This is a genomic window from Desulforamulus aquiferis (genome assembly GCF_030577015.1).
Classification (GTDB): Bacteria; Bacillota; Desulfotomaculia; order Desulfotomaculales; family Desulfotomaculaceae; genus Desulfotomaculum; species Desulfotomaculum aquiferis.
The window spans coordinates 88094-104967 of sequence record NZ_JARPTC010000002.1 but is presented as its reverse complement, the minus strand read 5'-3'; the positions used below and the strand labels follow the sequence as shown (position 1 = coordinate 104967).

Genomic DNA, 16874 nt, shown 5'->3' with positions numbered 1-16874 from the left:
TAACCGGCCTATGGCTTAATAATTTTCACAAAGAAGTTCGTAATGGGCTTGGGGATGGGCACAGGCTGGGCAAAGCTCTGGTGCTTCATTACCCTTATGGACATAGCCACAGTTACGGCACTTCCACTTGACTTCTTGGTCGCGTTTAAATACTGTACCTTCCTCCACGTTCTTAAGCAGTGCTAAGAATCTCTTTTCATGTTCTTCTTCAACTTCTCCAATTTCCCTGAAAACATCGGCGATCTCATTGAAGCCTTCTTCCCGGGCAATCTTCTCAAATTCTACATACATGTTGGTATATTCATAATTCTCACCATCAGCAGCAGCTTTTAGGTGATCTTTGGTATTAGTGATACCATTCAGGAACTTAAATAATCTCTTAGCATGCTCCTTCTCATTGTCAGCTGTTTCAATAAAAATACCGGCAATTTGTTCATAACCTTCTTTTTTAGCCATGCTGGCCCAATATGTATATTTGTTTCTGGCTTCACTTTCTCCGGAAAAAGCAGCTTTAAGATTGGCTTCGGTTTTACTTCCCTTTAACTCCATATATAAATCCTCCCTTTTAATATTTAATTTGAGCTTCAACCTTTTATTAATATACAACAAATGGTAAACTAATTCCTATAGCTTTACTAATATTTAAGCATTTGTTAATTTTTTCGTTAGATTAATACCCTAGCCATAAAAAGGCTGTTACAGCTTACCCTCCCACTCATCAGCCTTAAATCCCACCAGCACCCTTTCCCCATTTGTTAGGATAGGACGTTTAACCAGCATCCCATCCGAAGCCAAGATATCATATAATTCCTCGATAGCCATGGTCTTAATTTTATCCTTTAAACCTAGCTCTCGGTATTTCACACCACTTGTATTAAAGAATCTCTTAATTTCCAAGCCACTTCTTTGGTGCATCCCTTTTATTTCATCCCTCGAAGGATTTTCTTTGACAATATGCCGGGTCTGATACCGGATGCCCCTATTATCTAGCCAATCCTTGGCCTTCTTTACAGTACCTCAGCCCGGATATTCAAATAACGTCCATTCCATATCTATTGCCTCCGTTACTAAAATTCAATATTGCTTCCTTTTTTATAGCCGGTAAAGCTTAAGCTTGCAATTAACTCCTTCATCTCATCAAACACATGTACCACATAATTTGTAATCTTTTTGGAAGCAGATATCTCCTTTGCTTCTGCAAACAATACCTTTCCCTTTGTGGCCTTTAGATATGTAACGTTGGCGTTAATTCCAACGGTCACTTGCCCACCTGCATTGGAAGCAGCAGCAAAGGCAAAATCGGCTAATGTGAAGATTACCCCACCTTGAATCATGTTTACCGCATTATAATGATGTTCATTAATTTCCAGCTCTACCTCAGCTATACCTGGCTCTGCTTTTATCAGCTTTAGACCTATATAAGCAGCAAACCTATCTTGCTCAAAAAATTTAATTACTTGCTCACTCATTCTTCTTCTCCAATTCTAATATACAGGAATCAGCCCAGGGTTATCTCCCGTTATACACCGTCCACCCTGGGGTGTCACTATAAAGGTATTTTCAATGCCGACCATACCGATACCGGCAATTCCCTTCTTTGGCTCAAGGGCTATGGTCATGCCTTCCTGTAAAAAATCATAGAAGCCCTCGGCGATTACTGGTGTCTCATCTATTACTAGTCCAATGCCGTGGCCTAAAAACTTAACCCTGCGATTGCCAAAGCCCATAAAATTCTCCATGAACTCCGGACTTACGCCATTGATTATTGTTTCATAGATAAATGCCGGGGTAACACCTGGTTTAAGCAACTCCGCTATCTTATTTTGTATAGCTACACATTCTTGATGAACGGAAATGACTTCCTGGGGAAGGGATTCCCCAAACATGTAGGTCATGGTTTTATCTGTATGATATCCCTCCACACCACAAGCCACGTCAACAAATACCAGATCCCCCTTCTTGAGCTTTCGCCTGTGGCTGCCCAATAATGGCACTGCCGGACTTAACCCATAGCTTCCCCCAGGCCCATTAAAATAAGAAGGGTAAATCGAACCTTCCCCAAAACCAATCTGTCCAAAGAGCATTTCCGTATTAAACATACCGAAGCGGGCTATCCCATGATGCCCTTCCTTAACCATGACATCAAATAATTCCGTACCCAAGTCCGCCTCACTCATACCTTCCCTTAGCATCCTCGGCACATATTCCTCGGTTATCCTTTTGTGAAGATTGCCCGCTTGCTCCATTAAGGATAGTTCAAAGGGACTTTTTATTGCCCGCACGGCAGCTAGCTGAGCATCTATTCCCCTTGAGCCTGTAAAGGGAAAATATTTATTAAGCCGCTGGTAAAGGGCCAGGGGTACTACCTCAGTTTCCAGATAAACTGTGTTAGGAAAGTTTTTTATAGCGGCTGCAGCATCCCGGAAACTTTTCATCGGCTTAATGGAAGGAAATAACGATTCATCCAGGGCACGCTCGTAACTGCGTCGTACCCAAAGGGTAGGTTCACCATTCCTGAGTATAATAAGTATGCCATCCTGCATTGTTCCTGTAAAATAATATTGATTTACCTTGCTAACAATAATGGCAACTTCCCACTCGGGGTAAGACATATCCATTTGCTCTTGAAATCTTTTCATTCTGGTTTGCAATTCAACTAAAGGAACTTTATGAATCATAAACATTACTCCCTTTTTATTTGGGTCATACATTTATTGTAATATTTTAGCACTTGTTTCTCAATAATTATACAGAGGTAGAGATTTTAAAAATATACAACTACAAAGCTAACTTTCGAATTCTTAATATGCTCAAAAGATCCAAAGATAAACCTCATATTTTAAGCCTATAACCAACACCCCAAAGTGTTTCAATATATTGTGGATTTGATGAGTCTAGCTCAATTTTTTCACGAATCTTTCGAATATGAACGGTTACAGTAGAAACATCTCCTAGGGAATCTAATCCCCAGATACGTTCAAATATTTCCTCCTTGCTGAAAACACGGTTTAAGTTTCTTGTTAAAAGCAATAGGATATCAAATTCTTTAGAAGCTAAATTAATTTCCTTGTTATTCACAAATACTCTTCTTGAATTAGTATCAATTGTAAGTCCGTTAATTTCTATAACCTGTTCATTTCTTTTATCTTTTTTCGTCAGTCTTTCATACCTGTTAAGATGTGCCTTGATCCGGGCCACCAATTCATTGGGGTTAAAGGGCTTGGTGATGTAATCATCTGCCCCCAGCCCGAGTCCTCTTATCTTATCAATTCCTTCTCCCTTGGCAGAAACCATAAGGATTGGAATATCCTTTCTTTTCCTCAACTCTTTACATATTTGAAATCCATCGATACCTGGAAGCATCAGATCCAAGATAAGTAAATCGAAATCTTCTTTTAGAGCCCTTTCTATTCCCTTAGTACCTGAATTTTCCACCTCAATAGAGAATCCATTGATTTCCAAATAATCCCTTTCTAACTCAGCAATACTTATGTCATCCTCAATTATCAATATTTTTGCCAAGCTTATCACTGCCCCCTTCATATTTTCTCAGTACAAAGAAAATACTGGTTCCTTTATTAGTTTCACTGTCCGCCCAGATTTCCCCACCGTGCTTTTCAATGATCTGTTTGGCAATAGCCAGCCCGATACCACTTCCGCCAATGGAAGTATTACGAGATTTATCTGTCCTATAAAATCGCTCAAATATGAAGGGTAAATCCTCTTGAGAAATTCCCAGCCCGTTATCTTTTATTTCAATCAATACGGTTTCAGCTTTGTTTTCTACAAAAATGCCTATCCGCAGGGGTTTCTCTCCCATATATTTTATTGAATTTCCTACAATATTCATAATAACTCTCTGCAGCTTTTCAGCATCTACCAAAACAGTAATTGCTTGTTCTTGATGATGTAACTCAATTTTTCCTCCCTTTTTCTCCAAATCAAGTGTCGTGTCTTCAACACAGTATTTTAGATATTTAATAATATCAATAGGCTGAAAATTAAAGGATACCTCTTTTAAATCTAACTTGGAAAATAAAAACAATTCGTTAATCATGGTTTCCAAATCACATGACTTTTTATAAATGGTATCAATATATTTATTCATCTTTTCCGGGGAATCCGCTATCCCATCACGAATTCCTCCAATGTATCCCTTAATGGACATTATGGGTGTTTTTAAATCATGGGATATATTTGAAATCAAGGTTCTCCTGTTTTCTTCATATTTTTCCTGCATTTTCAGTGAATCCTTCAGCCTCACCCTCATTTCTTCAAAAGCAAGACTAAGGTCACCAATTTCATCCTTCAAATGTGGTTTCACTAGATAATCTAAATTCCCATTCTTAATTTCATTGGATGCCTGCTTTAACTTTTGAATGGACTTAATAATGTCTCTGTATACGGAAAAAGTTAAAAGCCTTGTTGTGAGAACAAGGATACTGATAATTATGATCACAAATAAGACCCGTGCTATAGTAATATCTCTCTCTAAAAGCTTTGCATTTAAAACTAAAAACAGGGAATTCTCAGATAGGTCGGAGAGATAATAATCTTTTTGTAGATAAATCAAATAATCACTCTTAAACTTACTCTTAAAATAGCTTTCTTCATTAAACTCCGCATTAAAATCCGGCAGTAAAGGGGCCAGTAATTCTTGGTCCATAATCCCGGAATATAAGATCTGCCCATCTTTTCTCCAGACCATACTTGCATATAAATTATCCAGTCCGGTATCCAGAGCTCTAATGAACTCTATATCTCCTAATTTATCTTCATTATTCAATTCCACAAGATTTATTTTCCTGGAAATCTCCGCGTTTTTTATTTCAAGCAGCTCTGATACGCGTATTGGATCGACATCATTAACATTATTTTTAGCTATCAATATAATTAAGATCACCGGAATAACTATCATACCAATATAGGAAAGAAATAAACGAGATTTAATGGACATAGGTTGTGTGCCTCCTAAATATCGAACAGGGCAAATACAAAGTATTTACCCCTGGTCCAAATTATGACAGGCTTACATTGTTGATAATGGTTACCTGACTATTTTCATTAATATACTCCTGTCCCTTTACCACCAGCAGATCTCCTTCCCTCAGTCCCTCAGGGATTTGTACAAAACCATTGTTGGTAATTCCCTTTTGCACAGGTACTTTTAGTGGAATATTATCTTTGATAATATAAACATACTGTTCATTGCCCCTGGTCAATATTGTCTTATTAGGAATCTGTATTTGGTTTTCAGCTTTTTCCAGTTTAAAATATACCTCAGCAAACATGCCCGGCTTTAATATGAAGTCGTCATTTGCTATTTGTATTTCAACGGGATAAATATTACCGTTGTTTACTCCAACTGGGTTGATGGATGAGACTTTGCCTGAATACTCGTCCTTGGAACCGGACTGAATAATTACCTTTACTTCATCCCCTAGAGAAATTCTGTTGATCAGATCTTCGGAGACGTTTGTCTTAACCACAATTGGGCTTAGGTTAACAATTACAAAATCAACTGTGGTGTTCATCTCCCCTGGCTGGATATTTCTTTGGGAGACAATGCCGTCAATAGGACTCTTTATTATAGTATCATTTACAGCGGCATCCAAGGACTTATAATTTAAATCTCTTTCTTTTTCTGCCAGCTCATAATTTAACTTGGCCTGATTGTAAGCTAAAAGTGCCTGATCATAGTTGCTCCGTGAAATGGCCTCGGCTTGATACAAGATTTCGTTATTTTTAAAATTTGTCTGTGCATCGTGCAATTTGAGTTTGGCGTCTTCTACTGCTTTATCTAACTTGCCCTTGCTTAAATTAACATCATTGATTAAATCTCCATTATCCAGGGTATATAGGGTGACCCCCTTGCTTACCCTATTTCCTTCATTAAAATAGACGTTCTTAACTGTACCCCTTGCCTGGCTTGAAACATTCACTTCCTCGCTGGCGGATAATTTCCCCATAGTATAATGATCCTTAGCTATTGTAGTGGTTTCAACCTTCATAACCTCTACAGGAATACTCTTGGCATCTTCCTCTACAGTCTTAGTTGAACAAGCCGTGAAAATCAAGGGCAACAAGAGAAAAATAAGGATTAACCATTTATTTGTTTTCATTGTTTTTGGGCTCCTTTCACTTACTCCTTATCTATTAAAATGGGTACTTTCTTTTGAAACTTAAGTTTATATTCTTCCACTAGTGAATATAAGATTGGTATAATCACCAGTGTCAGTACTGTAGACGTCATCAACCCAAAAATCAAAGTAAATCCCATTTCTCCATAAGTTAGATCCTTTAAGGCCAGAGGTAAAATTGCTCCAATGGTGGTCATAGATGTGATAAATACAGGCAGAAACCTTATTTTGCCGGCTTCTGTGAGTGCATCCAGCATATCGTAACCCTTTTTCCGTAAATCATTAGTAAAGTCTACCAAAACTATGGCATTATTCACTGCTATACCCACCAGGGAGACCACACCCATAAAGGCATACATACCGAAATTGTTGTGTGTAATAATTAATCCGAACATAACCCCGATCACTGCTAAGGGCACTGTAAAAAGAATGGTCAATGGCTGGGATAAAGAATTAAATTCAATGACCAGAATGATAAATACCAGGATCACTGCCACAATCATCTTAACAGCTAATTCACCAAAAACCTCTGCCGTGGCCTCAGACTCTCCTCCGTAGGATATTGTCACATCACCGGGAACAGAGTAATCACTTATTTTTGACTTAAATGTACTTAAGACCTCATTTACCGTAATTCCCTTGGTCAAATCCGCTTCCACTTTAATAATTCGCTGTAAGTCTTGATGTTCTATGGCACTGAATCCTCTTGTTTCCACAAGGGAGGCAACTTGGGTAAAGGCGATCTTTTCTCCTGCAGAAGAAGTAAAGTATACCTTTTCCAAATCCCTCAGAGTATTAAATCTTTCTGCACTTGTGCGGATGACAATATCTACTTCTTTCTGGTTTTCTCTTAATGTTGAAACCTTTATACCTTGCACGGCATTTCTTATCTCAGTGCCTATGGTTGTCGGGTCAATGCCTAACAGGCTTGCTCTTTGCCGGTCTACCACTACCTGGATTTCGGGAGCACCTTCACCCAAACTTGTACTTGGCTCAACTACCCCAGGGATAGAATTTAATATGTTTTTAAAATCCTCTGCAGTTTCAGCTAGCTCCTCTAAATTATCTCCCTTTAATTCAATACTAATAGGTATATCACCAGACAATCCCCGTGAGCCTTGGTTAACAGTTATCCTGGCCCCAGCGATATTCTTCACATCAGCCCTTAATTGATCGACTATTTCCATACTGGCTCTAGCTCTTTCTTCATAAGGAACCAGAACAACAGAAAGTTGTGCTGAATTGGCACCTTCAATACCAACTTTACTAATAAAATTATCAATTTCAGGATAGGTGAATAATACATTTTCTATTTCTTTAACTACAGTTCCTGAGTCATCCAGTAAATATCCGGTTGGTGTTTCTACAACAATTGATATATTGGGATTATCTACCGTTGGAACCAATGCTATTTTTAATAGTCCCAGCGGAATCACTGATAAACTGATGATAAAAATTAGGAGTGTGACTGCTAAAATAGATAATTTTCTTTTTTTATCTCTAAGAATCCCCGCCATAAATCCCTCATAGAGTTTAATAAAACTAGATCCATTAAGGGGGCTATTATTATATTTAAATTTTTTCAAATACATTGCTCCTGAAAACAGGACTGCACTGCTCCAAGATAATAAGCCAAAGGAACCGTTACTGAATGCATAAAGAGATAGGCAAAATACCAATAAAACAGATAGTATGTTTTGGATCAACACCAATTTAGGGTTCTTTTCCTTGTTCTTTACCTTATGTGTCCTCAGAAACCTGGAACATAAAGCCGGAGTAATAATTAGAGATATTATGAGTGATGCACCAACGGCAAACATCACTGTGATGGGGATTACTTTCATGAAATCTCCCCTAATGCCCGACATCAACGCCATTGGAAAAAATGCAGCCATGGTGGTTAAAGTGGATGCCGCAACTGCCGGTGCAACCTGATTGGTAGCAAACTTGGACGCACTTTTTATATCTAATCCCTGACCCCGTATTCTATTGATATTTTCCATAACAACAATAGCATTATCCACCAGCATTCCCAAGGCAATGATCAGGGCCAGCAAAGAAATTCTATTAAGGGTCATACCGCTGTACTGCAGCAACATAAAGGTACAAAGCAAGGAAATGGGAATAACAAAGGAAACAATTAGCGACTCCTGGAACCCAATAAACAAAAATAACACAATAATTATAATCAAAAGTCCGGATATGGCATTTCCTGTTACATCAGCCAATTGCTCATCTACTTTAACTGCCATATCATTACTGATAGTAATGAGGACATCTTCCGGGTATAATTTACCTTTGCCATTTTCCAGCAGTTCCTTAATTTCATTACTGGGCTTAATTGTATCTGTACTATCATTTCTTGTTACGGTAAGAGAAATGGCAGGTGTTACCGTTTTTTCTTGGGATATCCCCTCTTTATACATGCCGAAATATGATGTGGCTTTGGCGTAGCTGTCTTCAACGCTGGCTATATCCTTTAAGAAGACAGGGGTATTATTTTTTGTAGAAACAATTATATTCTCTAGATCTGCCGGAGATTGCAAAGCTGCTACGGTACGTATACTATACTGCAGATTATCCAGTTCAAGATTTCCACCAGGTGCATTGATATTGGCTTTTATAATTGCATTCTTTATTTCATTCATTGAAATATTGGAGGCAGCCAGTTTGGCCGGGTCTATATAGATATTGATCTCCCGTTCTAAACCGCCAACCATTTCAACTTCTTTAATCCCGTCAATTCTTTTTATTTCTTTTTGAATAGCCTCGGCAATATTCTTTAATGTAATTAGGTCATAAGCACCGCTTACATTTAAAACCATGATCGGTTCAGCACCTGTTTCAAAGCCCCTGACAACGGGTATACCTGCATCTTCCGGTAAATCATCTTGCAGATCCGCTATTTTATTTCTTATTTCCTGTAGATTTTTCTCCATATCAACACCAGGATTAAATTCAACCAGAACTGTTGAAATTCCATTACTTGACGTAGAGCTAATGGCTTTTACATCCCCTAGTTCCTCCAGCTTCCCTTCAATTTTATCGGTAATTAAACTTTCAACTTCATTGGGAGCAGCACCACTATAGGATACTGCAACCATGGCATAGGGAACAACAATTTCTGGTTGCTCTTCCCTAGGCAATTGCATATAGGCATTTACACCCATGAGAACTAGTGCGGCTAAAATCAAATAAACCACTCTATATTTGTTAATAAAAAATTCGGAAATTCTCCCTAAGAAGTTTCTAGGATCACTATTCATTTTTTTCGTCCTTTCAGTTAATCTGCACGTGTAAATATTACTGTAAGCTTCTTAAATATTTTGAAAGCAATTATTAATTTTTTCTTAACAGATAGACAACTAATTATTAACCCCTGTCATGCGCAACCAGAAATATTACGCAAAATTGCCAACCATATAGTAAACTTAAACGATACCAATGGAACAAAAAAATGACCCCGGCTCAATACCGGAGTCATTTGCTAGCTGCAATCTTTATATATCATTACCTATACATCTTCCCCATTTCCTCTAGTGCAACAGGGAGTCCTACACTAATACAGAAGCCAATAACCTCTTCAATTTCTTCCACACCTCTATTTTCAAGGACTAGTTGGACTATGGTTCCGAATGCTACCTTTTCGCCATGATATAAATGGTGGCATTCTTCAAATACAGTGAATCCGTTATGTATAGCATGGGCAGCGGCTAAGCCTCCACTTTATTATGCGCCTTAGAAAATTTACTATTCAGGGGCAATTTACATGGTTTGAATCAATTGAGATAAAATTCCTGCTGTTATATATTAATTGCATATATTAACCCTAAACCCTACTGGGGATATTAAGAATACCTACCTAGATTTAAGTGGATACTTTATATGTAGGGGGGGTAGCAAATGACAGTATTAATGACCAGCAAGCTGACGAAAAGGTTTGGCAAATTTACTGCTTTAGATGGGGTTAATATGGAGGTTAACAAAGGGGAAGTCTACGGTTTTATTGGCCCGAACGGAGCGGGTAAATCTACAACCATACGAGTACTATTAGGTATTTTAAAAGCCAGTGAAGGTGAAGCAACGATATTTGGCAAAGACGCCTGGAACGATGCAGTGGAAATTCATAAGCAAATTGCATTTGTCCCTGGTGACGTAAACCTGTGGCCTAATCTCACTGGTGGTGAAGTAATTGATTTATTTGTAAAGCTACGTGGTTCCAATAATAAAAATCGGCGGGAGGAACTCATTCAGAAATTTGATCTGGATCCTTCTAAAAAATGCGGGACTTATTCAAAGGGCAATCGTCAAAAGGTTGCATTAATCTCCGCCTTTTCATCAGAAGCAGAGCTTTACATATTAGATGAACCTACGTCAGGCCTTGATCCCTTGATGGAAAGGATCTTCCAAGAATGTGTCAGTGAGGCTAAAGTGGCCGGAAAAAGTGTCCTGCTCTCCAGTCATATCCTATCCGAGGTAGAAAAATTATGTGATAGGATAGGTATCATTCGCCAGGGTAAAATCATTGAAACGGGTACTTTAAAGGAATTGCGTCATTTGACAAGAACAAGTCTCCTTGTGGAAACAATAGAGCCTATCGCAGCTCTAAATGACTTGAAGGGTGTTCATGATATTCAAGAGCAGGAGCAAGCCCTTTCCTTACAGGTAGATGCAGAAGAATTGTCAAATGTGATTAAACATATAAGTAAATTCGGAGTTATAAAATTAGAAAGTGCTCCGCCTACCCTAGAAGATTTATTTATGCGGCATTATAAAGGGACGGGGGGAACCTCCACTGTTGGCGCGGGAGGTGCTTCATAATGCCCAATCAATATCATAATACGGGAAAAATAGCCCGATTAATACTGCGACGAGACCGTATGCGCATTCCCCTATGGATAATTGCCATAACTCTGGTCACACTAATTACTGCTCTAGCCTTTCTTGGCCTGTATGCTACTGACCAGGAAAGACAGGCAATAGCCGAAACAATGAACAACCCTGCTATGATCGCCATGGTGGGGCCTGGCTACGGATTAGATAACTATACAGTTGGAGCCATGATGGCCCATCAAATGCTGCTTTTTTCCGCTATTGTGGTGGCCATTATGAGCATTTTACTTGTTACCCGTCATACCCGGGTAGACGAAGAGGACGGGCGTATTGAAATGATCCTGGCTCTCCCTGCTGGAAGGTTATCTAACCTAAGTGCAGCCACCGGGGTTTTAATTGGAACCAATTTGCTTTTAGCCCTATTAGTAGGACTTGGCTTGTATGCCCTGGCTATAGAAAGCATGGATTTAGCAGGCTCCCTTTTATATGGTGCGGCATTAGGGGCAACGGGCATTTTCTTCGCAGCAGTCACAGCATTATTTGCCCAGCTTTCCGGAAACTCCCGGGGCACCCTTGGCTTTTCCTTTATGATTTTAGGACTTTCTTATCTAATCAGGGCAATCGGTGATGTCAGCAATGAAGCCCTTTCCTGGGTTTCGCCCCTTGGTTGGATATTACACTCTGAGGTGTATGTCAATAATTATTGGTGGCCGATTTTAGTCACCTTGGGAGTTGCCATTGCCATCCTGCTGCTTGCCCTTTATTTGAATGCAATCCGTGATTTGGGGGCTGGCTTTATACCTGAAAGGCCAGGCAGAAGAAATGCTTCAGCCTTTCTGCTAAGTCCGTTGGGGCTTATTTTAACCCTTCAACGCACAGGGCTAACTGCCTGGGCAATAGGCATGTTCATTTTAGGCATTTCCTATGGTTCCGTCCTTGGGGATTTAGAATCATTTTTGGAAACAAACGAAATGATGCGAGAACTGCTGGCCCCTATTGAAGGCTTTTCATTAACGGAACAGTATTTAACCATGATGATGTCAATCATCTCCTTAATTTGCACAATTCCCGCCCTGCTGGTAATTCTTAAGCTTAATGGAGAGGAAAAACAAAACCGCACCGAACACTTACTTGCCCGGGCGGTATCCCGCACAACCTTATTGGGAAGTTATGCTTTAATTTCTTTTATCACTAGTTTTGCTATGCTGCTGCTTGCTGTAATTGGTTTATGGTCTGCAGGTACAGCAGCAATGGATGCTCCCATTGCCTTTGGTACCCTCTTTAATGCTGGTATGGTATATTTACCTGCTATGTGGGTGCTGATCGGTGCTGCTGTGCTTTTGATTGGCTTTGTCCCACAAGCGGCAGTATTAGCCTGGCTATATTTAGGATATTCTTTTTTTGTGGTATACCTGGGGGCATTACTGCAATTTCCAGATTGGCTGGCTAACTTATCACCCTTTGGCAATGTTCCACAAGTGCCCATTGAAGATTTTAATTTGGCCAAGCTTTCTATAGTAACTGTCATTGCCTTGTTGCTGATAGTAATAGGCTTTGTTGGTTACAACAAAAGGGATATCCTTGGTAATAGTTAGGCACTATTTGTTTCAATATAATGTTCAAGCACTTCTTCAACCGCTAATCTTTGTATGTGGGTAATGGAGATTTGTTCCTTTCTCAATTCCTCTTCCACTGCCCGTAAATTATTTGTTACAAGCTGCAAGGGGCTACCTGTTATACTCAACACATTTGGGTGCCTTGCTATTTGCTCCCTAACCTCTGACACCCAAATCCTGGCCCAGTTTTCATATATTTCATCTTTATTTACAGAATAAATTATCCTTCCTTCATGCAAAACAGTTATGATATCGCAAATGCTTTTAATCTCGTCGATGGCATGGGTGGCCATTATAATGCTCTTTTCCCCATTTTCCATAAAGGACATTAAGTCCTCTTTAATTTTTCTCTGGGAGCTTATGTCGACACCAACTGACGGTTCATCAAGTAGCAGCAATTGTGGGTCATGGCATATGGAAAAGATAAATTCCACTTTCTTTTTTGTTCCTTTCGAACATTTCCCATATTTAGCACCTTCGTCAATGTTATATCTTTTAAGAAAATGCTCATAACGATGATTATCCCATTTGGGATACCAATAGGATACCATGGACGAAAGTTCTTTGATGGTCACATGTCCAAAGGGTTCTAACAGCTCACCAGCATAACCAACTCTTTCCTTAAATTCAGTCTCATTTTCTTTTGTTCTTTGACCTAAGAACTCAATTGTACCACCGTCAGGCTGAAGAATGTTCATAAGCAATCGAAGAAGTGTACTCTTACCTGAACCGTTTGCCCCGACTAAGCCCATGGCAGTACCCTTTTCTATCTGCAAATCCAAAGGCCCAAGGGTAAACCTTTTAAAATGTTTTGTTAACCCCTTTATGTCTAAAACTGAAATATTCATACCTTCCTCCACCTGACCTATTTACGGTCAATTTGTTTCATTACAGTATCAAAAATGACTTGCATTTCTTCCTTGGAGCAACCTAATTGTTCTGCTTGTTCAACAGCCTTTATAAAGGCATCATATACTGCCTTGTGTTTTGTTTCTTCTTTTCTTATTATTCCTATCTCCCTAACAAAGGTACCCTTCCCCTGGACTGTCTTGATAAATCCATCATTTTCTAGGTTTTGATAGGCCCTCCTTGTTGTGATAACACTACAGGCCAGGTCGAGGGACAGTGCTCTAATGGAAGGAAGGGCAGTACCAGGTGACAGCTGACCACTAAGTATCAAGGATTTAACCTGGGTTTCAATTTGATGATAAATAGGTTCTCTGCTCTCCTCTGAAACCCGAATTGGTAACTTCATATACCTTCCCCCCCACTACAGGAAATCTCTTTTTAGTAAGCGGTTGGTCAGTAATTGATTCCAGCTAAAGCACCCTATTATCCCAACAAGCAAGGAGATCAGAGCTATAACCCAACCAAAATCCTTTACTAATAAAAGACTCCATTCAACAAAGCTATAATTGGATAAATAGCGAAATATAACCATAATGATAATCAATACACCAATGAGAACAAAGGGGGTGATATGCAATACCTTACCGCTTGTTCCATATTCAATAAAGGGGTTAAACCCTCCCAGGGCCAAGGTATAGCCGAACCAAAAAAATATAAATACCAGAAACTCATTAGGAGTAATATTTTGAAAAAAAGTATCAGATAGGCCAAAGGCTATTATCATATAAAAAACACTAGACATGCTGATTAATGTTGCCAACATAATAAAGGTTCGGCTTAAGGCTAGTGTTTTTATCGGGATCGGTAGTGAGCGAAAAAAAGCCATTCTTTTGACATAAGGATCTTCATTAATGGTTCTATAGCTTAAATATGGCCCGGACATGAAAATTGCTGCTAATGATGGGGTAATTCCAATAAACATAATATCAATCATAAAGCTATTGTAAAAAAATGGCTCCATTGCAAAAAGCTTTCTGACAGATTGTTCAAGAAGCTGGGTTGTGAATAGCGCCAATAATACTGTGACCACTGCAGTAAATAATATAGCCACCCAACTTTGCCTTACTTCCTTTTTTGCTAACCAAATGGCCTGCTGTAGCATGGAATAATACCTCACTTCCAATTCATGATATCTCTCTACTGGGGAAAGAACCTATTAAGAAAATTGTGATCCTTATAGCCTAAGAAATCCACTCCTAAATAAGCTAAAATGGAAAATACTATACTCCATAGTGTAATGCTTATAACCATCCAATAAAGGGTTCTCTGTTTATTTTCCCCTAAAGACACTCCCATAAAGGCTGTAAGGTGACTTCCCACTAATAACGGGCCAAGGATGGCAAGACCAGGCAACCCGTATTTCTCCCATAATTTTTGTGCCCTTTGGGAACGTTTACTAGGCTCCTTTTGCTCAGAAGCCCTCCGATTTTGTCTCCATACTTTAATTTTATGAATAAAAATAATTAATAAAAATACGGTAAATGCATTCCCTGCCAAGCCTATTATGAAAGTTGGTACCACCGATAAGCCTGTAATAATGGCTAGGGGAATGACAACGTAGGCTTCAAAGAAAGGTACTGCAGCTAGTAAAAACACAAGCATATATGCCCACAATAATTCAAAAAAATTCATTTTTGCCCTCCTAGTGTTATGGTGTTTATATCTATATATACACTATAACATATGGTGGGATAAATTATCAAGGAATAAAAATAAGGTTCAACTGGTAATCAATTACCAGTTGAACCTTATAAGTATAACTATAATTAATATTTTTAGCTATTAATTAACTCCTTTGAATACATATTCTTACTTGTGCTTTCTACATAAACAAGCTTATTGTTTTCTATGGATATGGTGTTTATCTTGGCAATATCCGAGGACTTAAAAACCTCCTTGCCACTTTTATCAAATACTATAATCCTATAATGGTTATTGTTATCTTCCTCAAATGTACTAATGAGGTAGCCATCCTCAAGCTTCAATCCGGTTACCTTTCCGCCGGGATTTAAGGATTGGCCTGTAACTGCTTGATATAACTCATTGTCCTCCCTATTAACATAATAAACATTACCGTCCATTACCTGAATGTCAAAATTAAGGCTTACCGGGCCTGTAACTTCCAGTTGTCTCTCGTTTACTCCGTCAATAGTTTGTTTGTAAAGCTTGCCTTCACTTATTAAATATATATTGTCATCATCCATCTTAAATGAATTGGCCCTTAAATTGCTTACACATATTGTTTCCCCTGTGTGAATATTGACCCGGTAGATTTTACTTGCATCCGTATCCTTTTCTCTATTTACCCCTAATACATAGATGATATCACCTGTTAGATAAATATCCCCGCTGGCTCTCCCACCTTCTGAAGATCTCCCATGTTCATAATCCCAGCCATACAGATAATCGGGACTTCCCACCCGAACATATTCCTGTCCAGGGTATTTTACCATTAGATTATTACTTCCCGGTGGCCCCCTCTGGTCTAGCCTAACTGTGATATCCCCGAAAACTCTGAACGTCAAATAGCCGACTTCGACCTCTTCCCAGGTACCGTCGTCCTTTAATTTAATATAATAATCCGATCCCATAACAGCTCCGCCCTGATGGTAACTAAGCCAAGCAACTCCATCTTTCTTAATTAAATCATAGTAAACATATGAATCCCCATAGCTCCACATGGGAAGCTGATAAACTTTTCTTGGGTTTTTTAGATTATTTACAGAAGTCTGATAAATTTCACCTTCGGAACCACCATAGTAATAATATTGTCCGGCATTTATAAAGGGACCATCCTTATATCCTGGAAGGCTGCCTTGATCTAGCATTCCATTAGCTGACTGGATAACTAGCCCATTTGTTGAGTCAAATTTATAATCCCAGCCAAACTCTTCAACACCAAATCTCCAAGTCATAGGGAAATAGGTTACATCCCTGAATACCAGGAGAGGGTATTCCTCCTCAGAATTATTGATGGCTTTTCCATTTACCTTTACATTAAATTCCGGGATATTAGCCGTATAGGTATATCCGTTTCTGACCTTTCCTTGGTAAGGCCTATAGGCTCCAGAGATACCTGTTTTATCTATTTCAAGACCGTCTACCCTATCCCATTTTGTTTCGATTCCTAAGAATCTGCAATCATAATAGGTCATGGGGAAATATGTAATATCCTTATATATAATAAGGGGGTATTGGCGATATTTATTGTCTACCTGAACCCCGTTTAAAGTAACGTTAAAACCGGGAAGCGAGATCTTAACAGCCTTTGATGAGGCAAATGCCCCAACAGGAATCACCAGCATCAGCAATGCTGAAATGATCAACACTAGAACAATTTTTCTCTTCATACTTTAAACTCCTTTTATTGCTAACT

15 protein-coding genes and 1 pseudogene are annotated in these 16874 nt (G+C 38.9%); 2 read left to right on the top strand and 14 right to left on the bottom strand.

The features are described 5' to 3' along the window. Window positions 1-15: 15 nt before the first annotated feature. The 9 genes and pseudogenes from rbr to gldA all read right to left on the bottom strand — a co-directional run. Complete coding sequence (gene rbr / locus P6N53_RS01605) at window positions 16-549, bottom strand: rubrerythrin (RefSeq protein ID WP_304540624.1); 534 nt, start codon at window positions 547-549, stop codon at window positions 16-18. Between the two features lie 147 nt (window positions 550-696). Continuing rightward, window positions 697-1050, bottom strand: a complete 354-nt coding sequence (locus tag P6N53_RS01600; RefSeq protein WP_304540622.1) for an arsenate reductase family protein — start codon at window positions 1048-1050, stop codon at window positions 697-699. A gap of 17 nt (window positions 1051-1067) precedes the next feature. Then, on the bottom strand, window positions 1068-1469 hold the full coding sequence (locus P6N53_RS01595; RefSeq protein WP_304540620.1) for a PaaI family thioesterase: 402 nt from the start codon (window positions 1467-1469) through the stop codon (window positions 1068-1070). 15 nt (window positions 1470-1484) lie between these two features. Then, window positions 1485-2678, bottom strand: a complete 1194-nt coding sequence (locus P6N53_RS01590; RefSeq protein ID WP_304540619.1) for a M24 family metallopeptidase — start codon at window positions 2676-2678, stop codon at window positions 1485-1487. 154 nt (window positions 2679-2832) lie between these two features. Next, window positions 2833-3522, bottom strand: coding sequence for a response regulator transcription factor (locus tag P6N53_RS01585; protein WP_304540618.1), 690 nt, complete (start codon window positions 3520-3522; stop codon window positions 2833-2835). Beyond that, a complete protein-coding gene (locus P6N53_RS01580) occupies window positions 3500-4957 on the bottom strand; it encodes a sensor histidine kinase (RefSeq protein WP_304540617.1) in 1458 nt (485 codons plus the stop codon). The genes P6N53_RS01585 and P6N53_RS01580 overlap by 23 nt, the downstream gene beginning before the upstream one ends. 61 nt (window positions 4958-5018) lie before the next feature. Next, window positions 5019-6122 carry an efflux RND transporter periplasmic adaptor subunit gene (locus P6N53_RS01575; RefSeq protein WP_304540615.1) on the bottom strand — a complete coding sequence of 368 codons (1104 nt, stop codon included), beginning with the start codon at window positions 6120-6122 and terminating at the stop codon, window positions 5019-5021. 20 nt (window positions 6123-6142) lie between these two features. Then, window positions 6143-9406, bottom strand: a complete 3264-nt coding sequence (locus P6N53_RS01570; protein ID WP_304540614.1) for an efflux RND transporter permease subunit — start codon at window positions 9404-9406, stop codon at window positions 6143-6145. Between the two features lie 259 nt (window positions 9407-9665). Continuing rightward, a pseudogene (gene gldA / locus P6N53_RS01565) lies at window positions 9666-9866 on the bottom strand (glycerol dehydrogenase); the annotation flags it as partial. Between the two features lie 177 nt (window positions 9867-10043). Here gldA and P6N53_RS01560 point away from each other — a divergent pair. Together P6N53_RS01560 and P6N53_RS01555 are read left to right on the top strand one after the other, a co-directional pair. Continuing rightward, on the top strand, window positions 10044-10961 hold the full coding sequence (locus tag P6N53_RS01560; RefSeq protein ID WP_304540613.1) for an ABC transporter ATP-binding protein: 918 nt from the start codon (window positions 10044-10046) through the stop codon (window positions 10959-10961). Continuing rightward, window positions 10961-12568 (top strand): ABC transporter permease, encoded by a 1608-nt coding sequence (locus P6N53_RS01555; RefSeq protein WP_304540612.1) that lies wholly within the window; start codon window positions 10961-10963, stop codon window positions 12566-12568. Before P6N53_RS01560 ends, P6N53_RS01555 begins: the two co-directional genes overlap by 1 nt. Here the strand turns inward: P6N53_RS01555 and P6N53_RS01550 are convergent. The 5 genes from P6N53_RS01550 to P6N53_RS01530 all read right to left on the bottom strand — a co-directional run bounded on the left by P6N53_RS01550 (window position 12565) and on the right by P6N53_RS01530 (window position 16848). Beyond that, on the bottom strand, window positions 12565-13437 hold the full coding sequence (locus tag P6N53_RS01550) for an ABC transporter ATP-binding protein (RefSeq protein WP_304540611.1): 873 nt from the start codon (window positions 13435-13437) through the stop codon (window positions 12565-12567). The two genes, P6N53_RS01555 and P6N53_RS01550, sit on opposite strands and share 4 nt — an antisense overlap. A 17-nt stretch (window positions 13438-13454) precedes the next feature. Beyond that, window positions 13455-13844, bottom strand: a complete 390-nt coding sequence (locus P6N53_RS01545) for a GntR family transcriptional regulator (protein ID WP_304540610.1) — start codon at window positions 13842-13844, stop codon at window positions 13455-13457. 15 nt (window positions 13845-13859) lie between these two features. Continuing rightward, window positions 13860-14600, bottom strand: a complete 741-nt coding sequence (locus P6N53_RS01540) for a hypothetical protein (RefSeq protein ID WP_304540609.1) — start codon at window positions 14598-14600, stop codon at window positions 13860-13862. A 35-nt stretch (window positions 14601-14635) separates the two neighbouring features. Continuing rightward, complete coding sequence (locus P6N53_RS01535; RefSeq protein WP_304540607.1) at window positions 14636-15130, bottom strand: small multi-drug export protein; 495 nt, start codon at window positions 15128-15130, stop codon at window positions 14636-14638. 143 nt (window positions 15131-15273) lie between these two features. Beyond that, window positions 15274-16848 carry a DUF5050 domain-containing protein gene (locus P6N53_RS01530; protein ID WP_304540605.1) on the bottom strand — a complete coding sequence of 525 codons (1575 nt, stop codon included), beginning with the start codon at window positions 16846-16848 and terminating at the stop codon, window positions 15274-15276. Window positions 16849-16874 lie beyond the last annotated feature (26 nt).

Bases quoted from the DNA above. Each gene is read 5' to 3' on its own strand.
- rbr (WP_304540624.1), bottom strand. From the start codon at position 549: ATGGAGTTAAAGGGAAGTAAAACCGAAGCCAATCTTAAAGCTGCTTTT.
- P6N53_RS01595 (WP_304540620.1), bottom strand. From the start codon at position 1,469: ATGAGTGAGCAAGTAATTAAATTTTTTGAGCAAGATAGGTTTGCTGCT.
- P6N53_RS01590 (WP_304540619.1), bottom strand. From the start codon at position 2,678: ATGATTCATAAAGTTCCTTTAGTTGAATTGCAAACCAGAATGAAAAGA.
- P6N53_RS01580 (WP_304540617.1), bottom strand. From the start codon at position 4,957: ATGTCCATTAAATCTCGTTTATTTCTTTCCTATATTGGTATGATAGTT.
- P6N53_RS01575 (WP_304540615.1), bottom strand. From the start codon at position 6,122: ATGAAAACAAATAAATGGTTAATCCTTATTTTTCTCTTGTTGCCCTTG.
- P6N53_RS01570 (WP_304540614.1), bottom strand. From the start codon at position 9,406: ATGAATAGTGATCCTAGAAACTTCTTAGGGAGAATTTCCGAATTTTTT.
- P6N53_RS01560 (WP_304540613.1), top strand. From the start codon at position 10,044: ATGACAGTATTAATGACCAGCAAGCTGACGAAAAGGTTTGGCAAATTT.
- P6N53_RS01555 (WP_304540612.1), top strand. From the start codon at position 10,961: ATGCCCAATCAATATCATAATACGGGAAAAATAGCCCGATTAATACTG.
- P6N53_RS01550 (WP_304540611.1), bottom strand. From the start codon at position 13,437: ATGAATATTTCAGTTTTAGACATAAAGGGGTTAACAAAACATTTTAAA.
- P6N53_RS01545 (WP_304540610.1), bottom strand. From the start codon at position 13,844: ATGAAGTTACCAATTCGGGTTTCAGAGGAGAGCAGAGAACCTATTTAT.
- P6N53_RS01540 (WP_304540609.1), bottom strand. From the start codon at position 14,600: ATGCTACAGCAGGCCATTTGGTTAGCAAAAAAGGAAGTAAGGCAAAGT.
- P6N53_RS01535 (WP_304540607.1), bottom strand. From the start codon at position 15,130: ATGAATTTTTTTGAATTATTGTGGGCATATATGCTTGTGTTTTTACTA.
- P6N53_RS01530 (WP_304540605.1), bottom strand. From the start codon at position 16,848: ATGAAGAGAAAAATTGTTCTAGTGTTGATCATTTCAGCATTGCTGATG.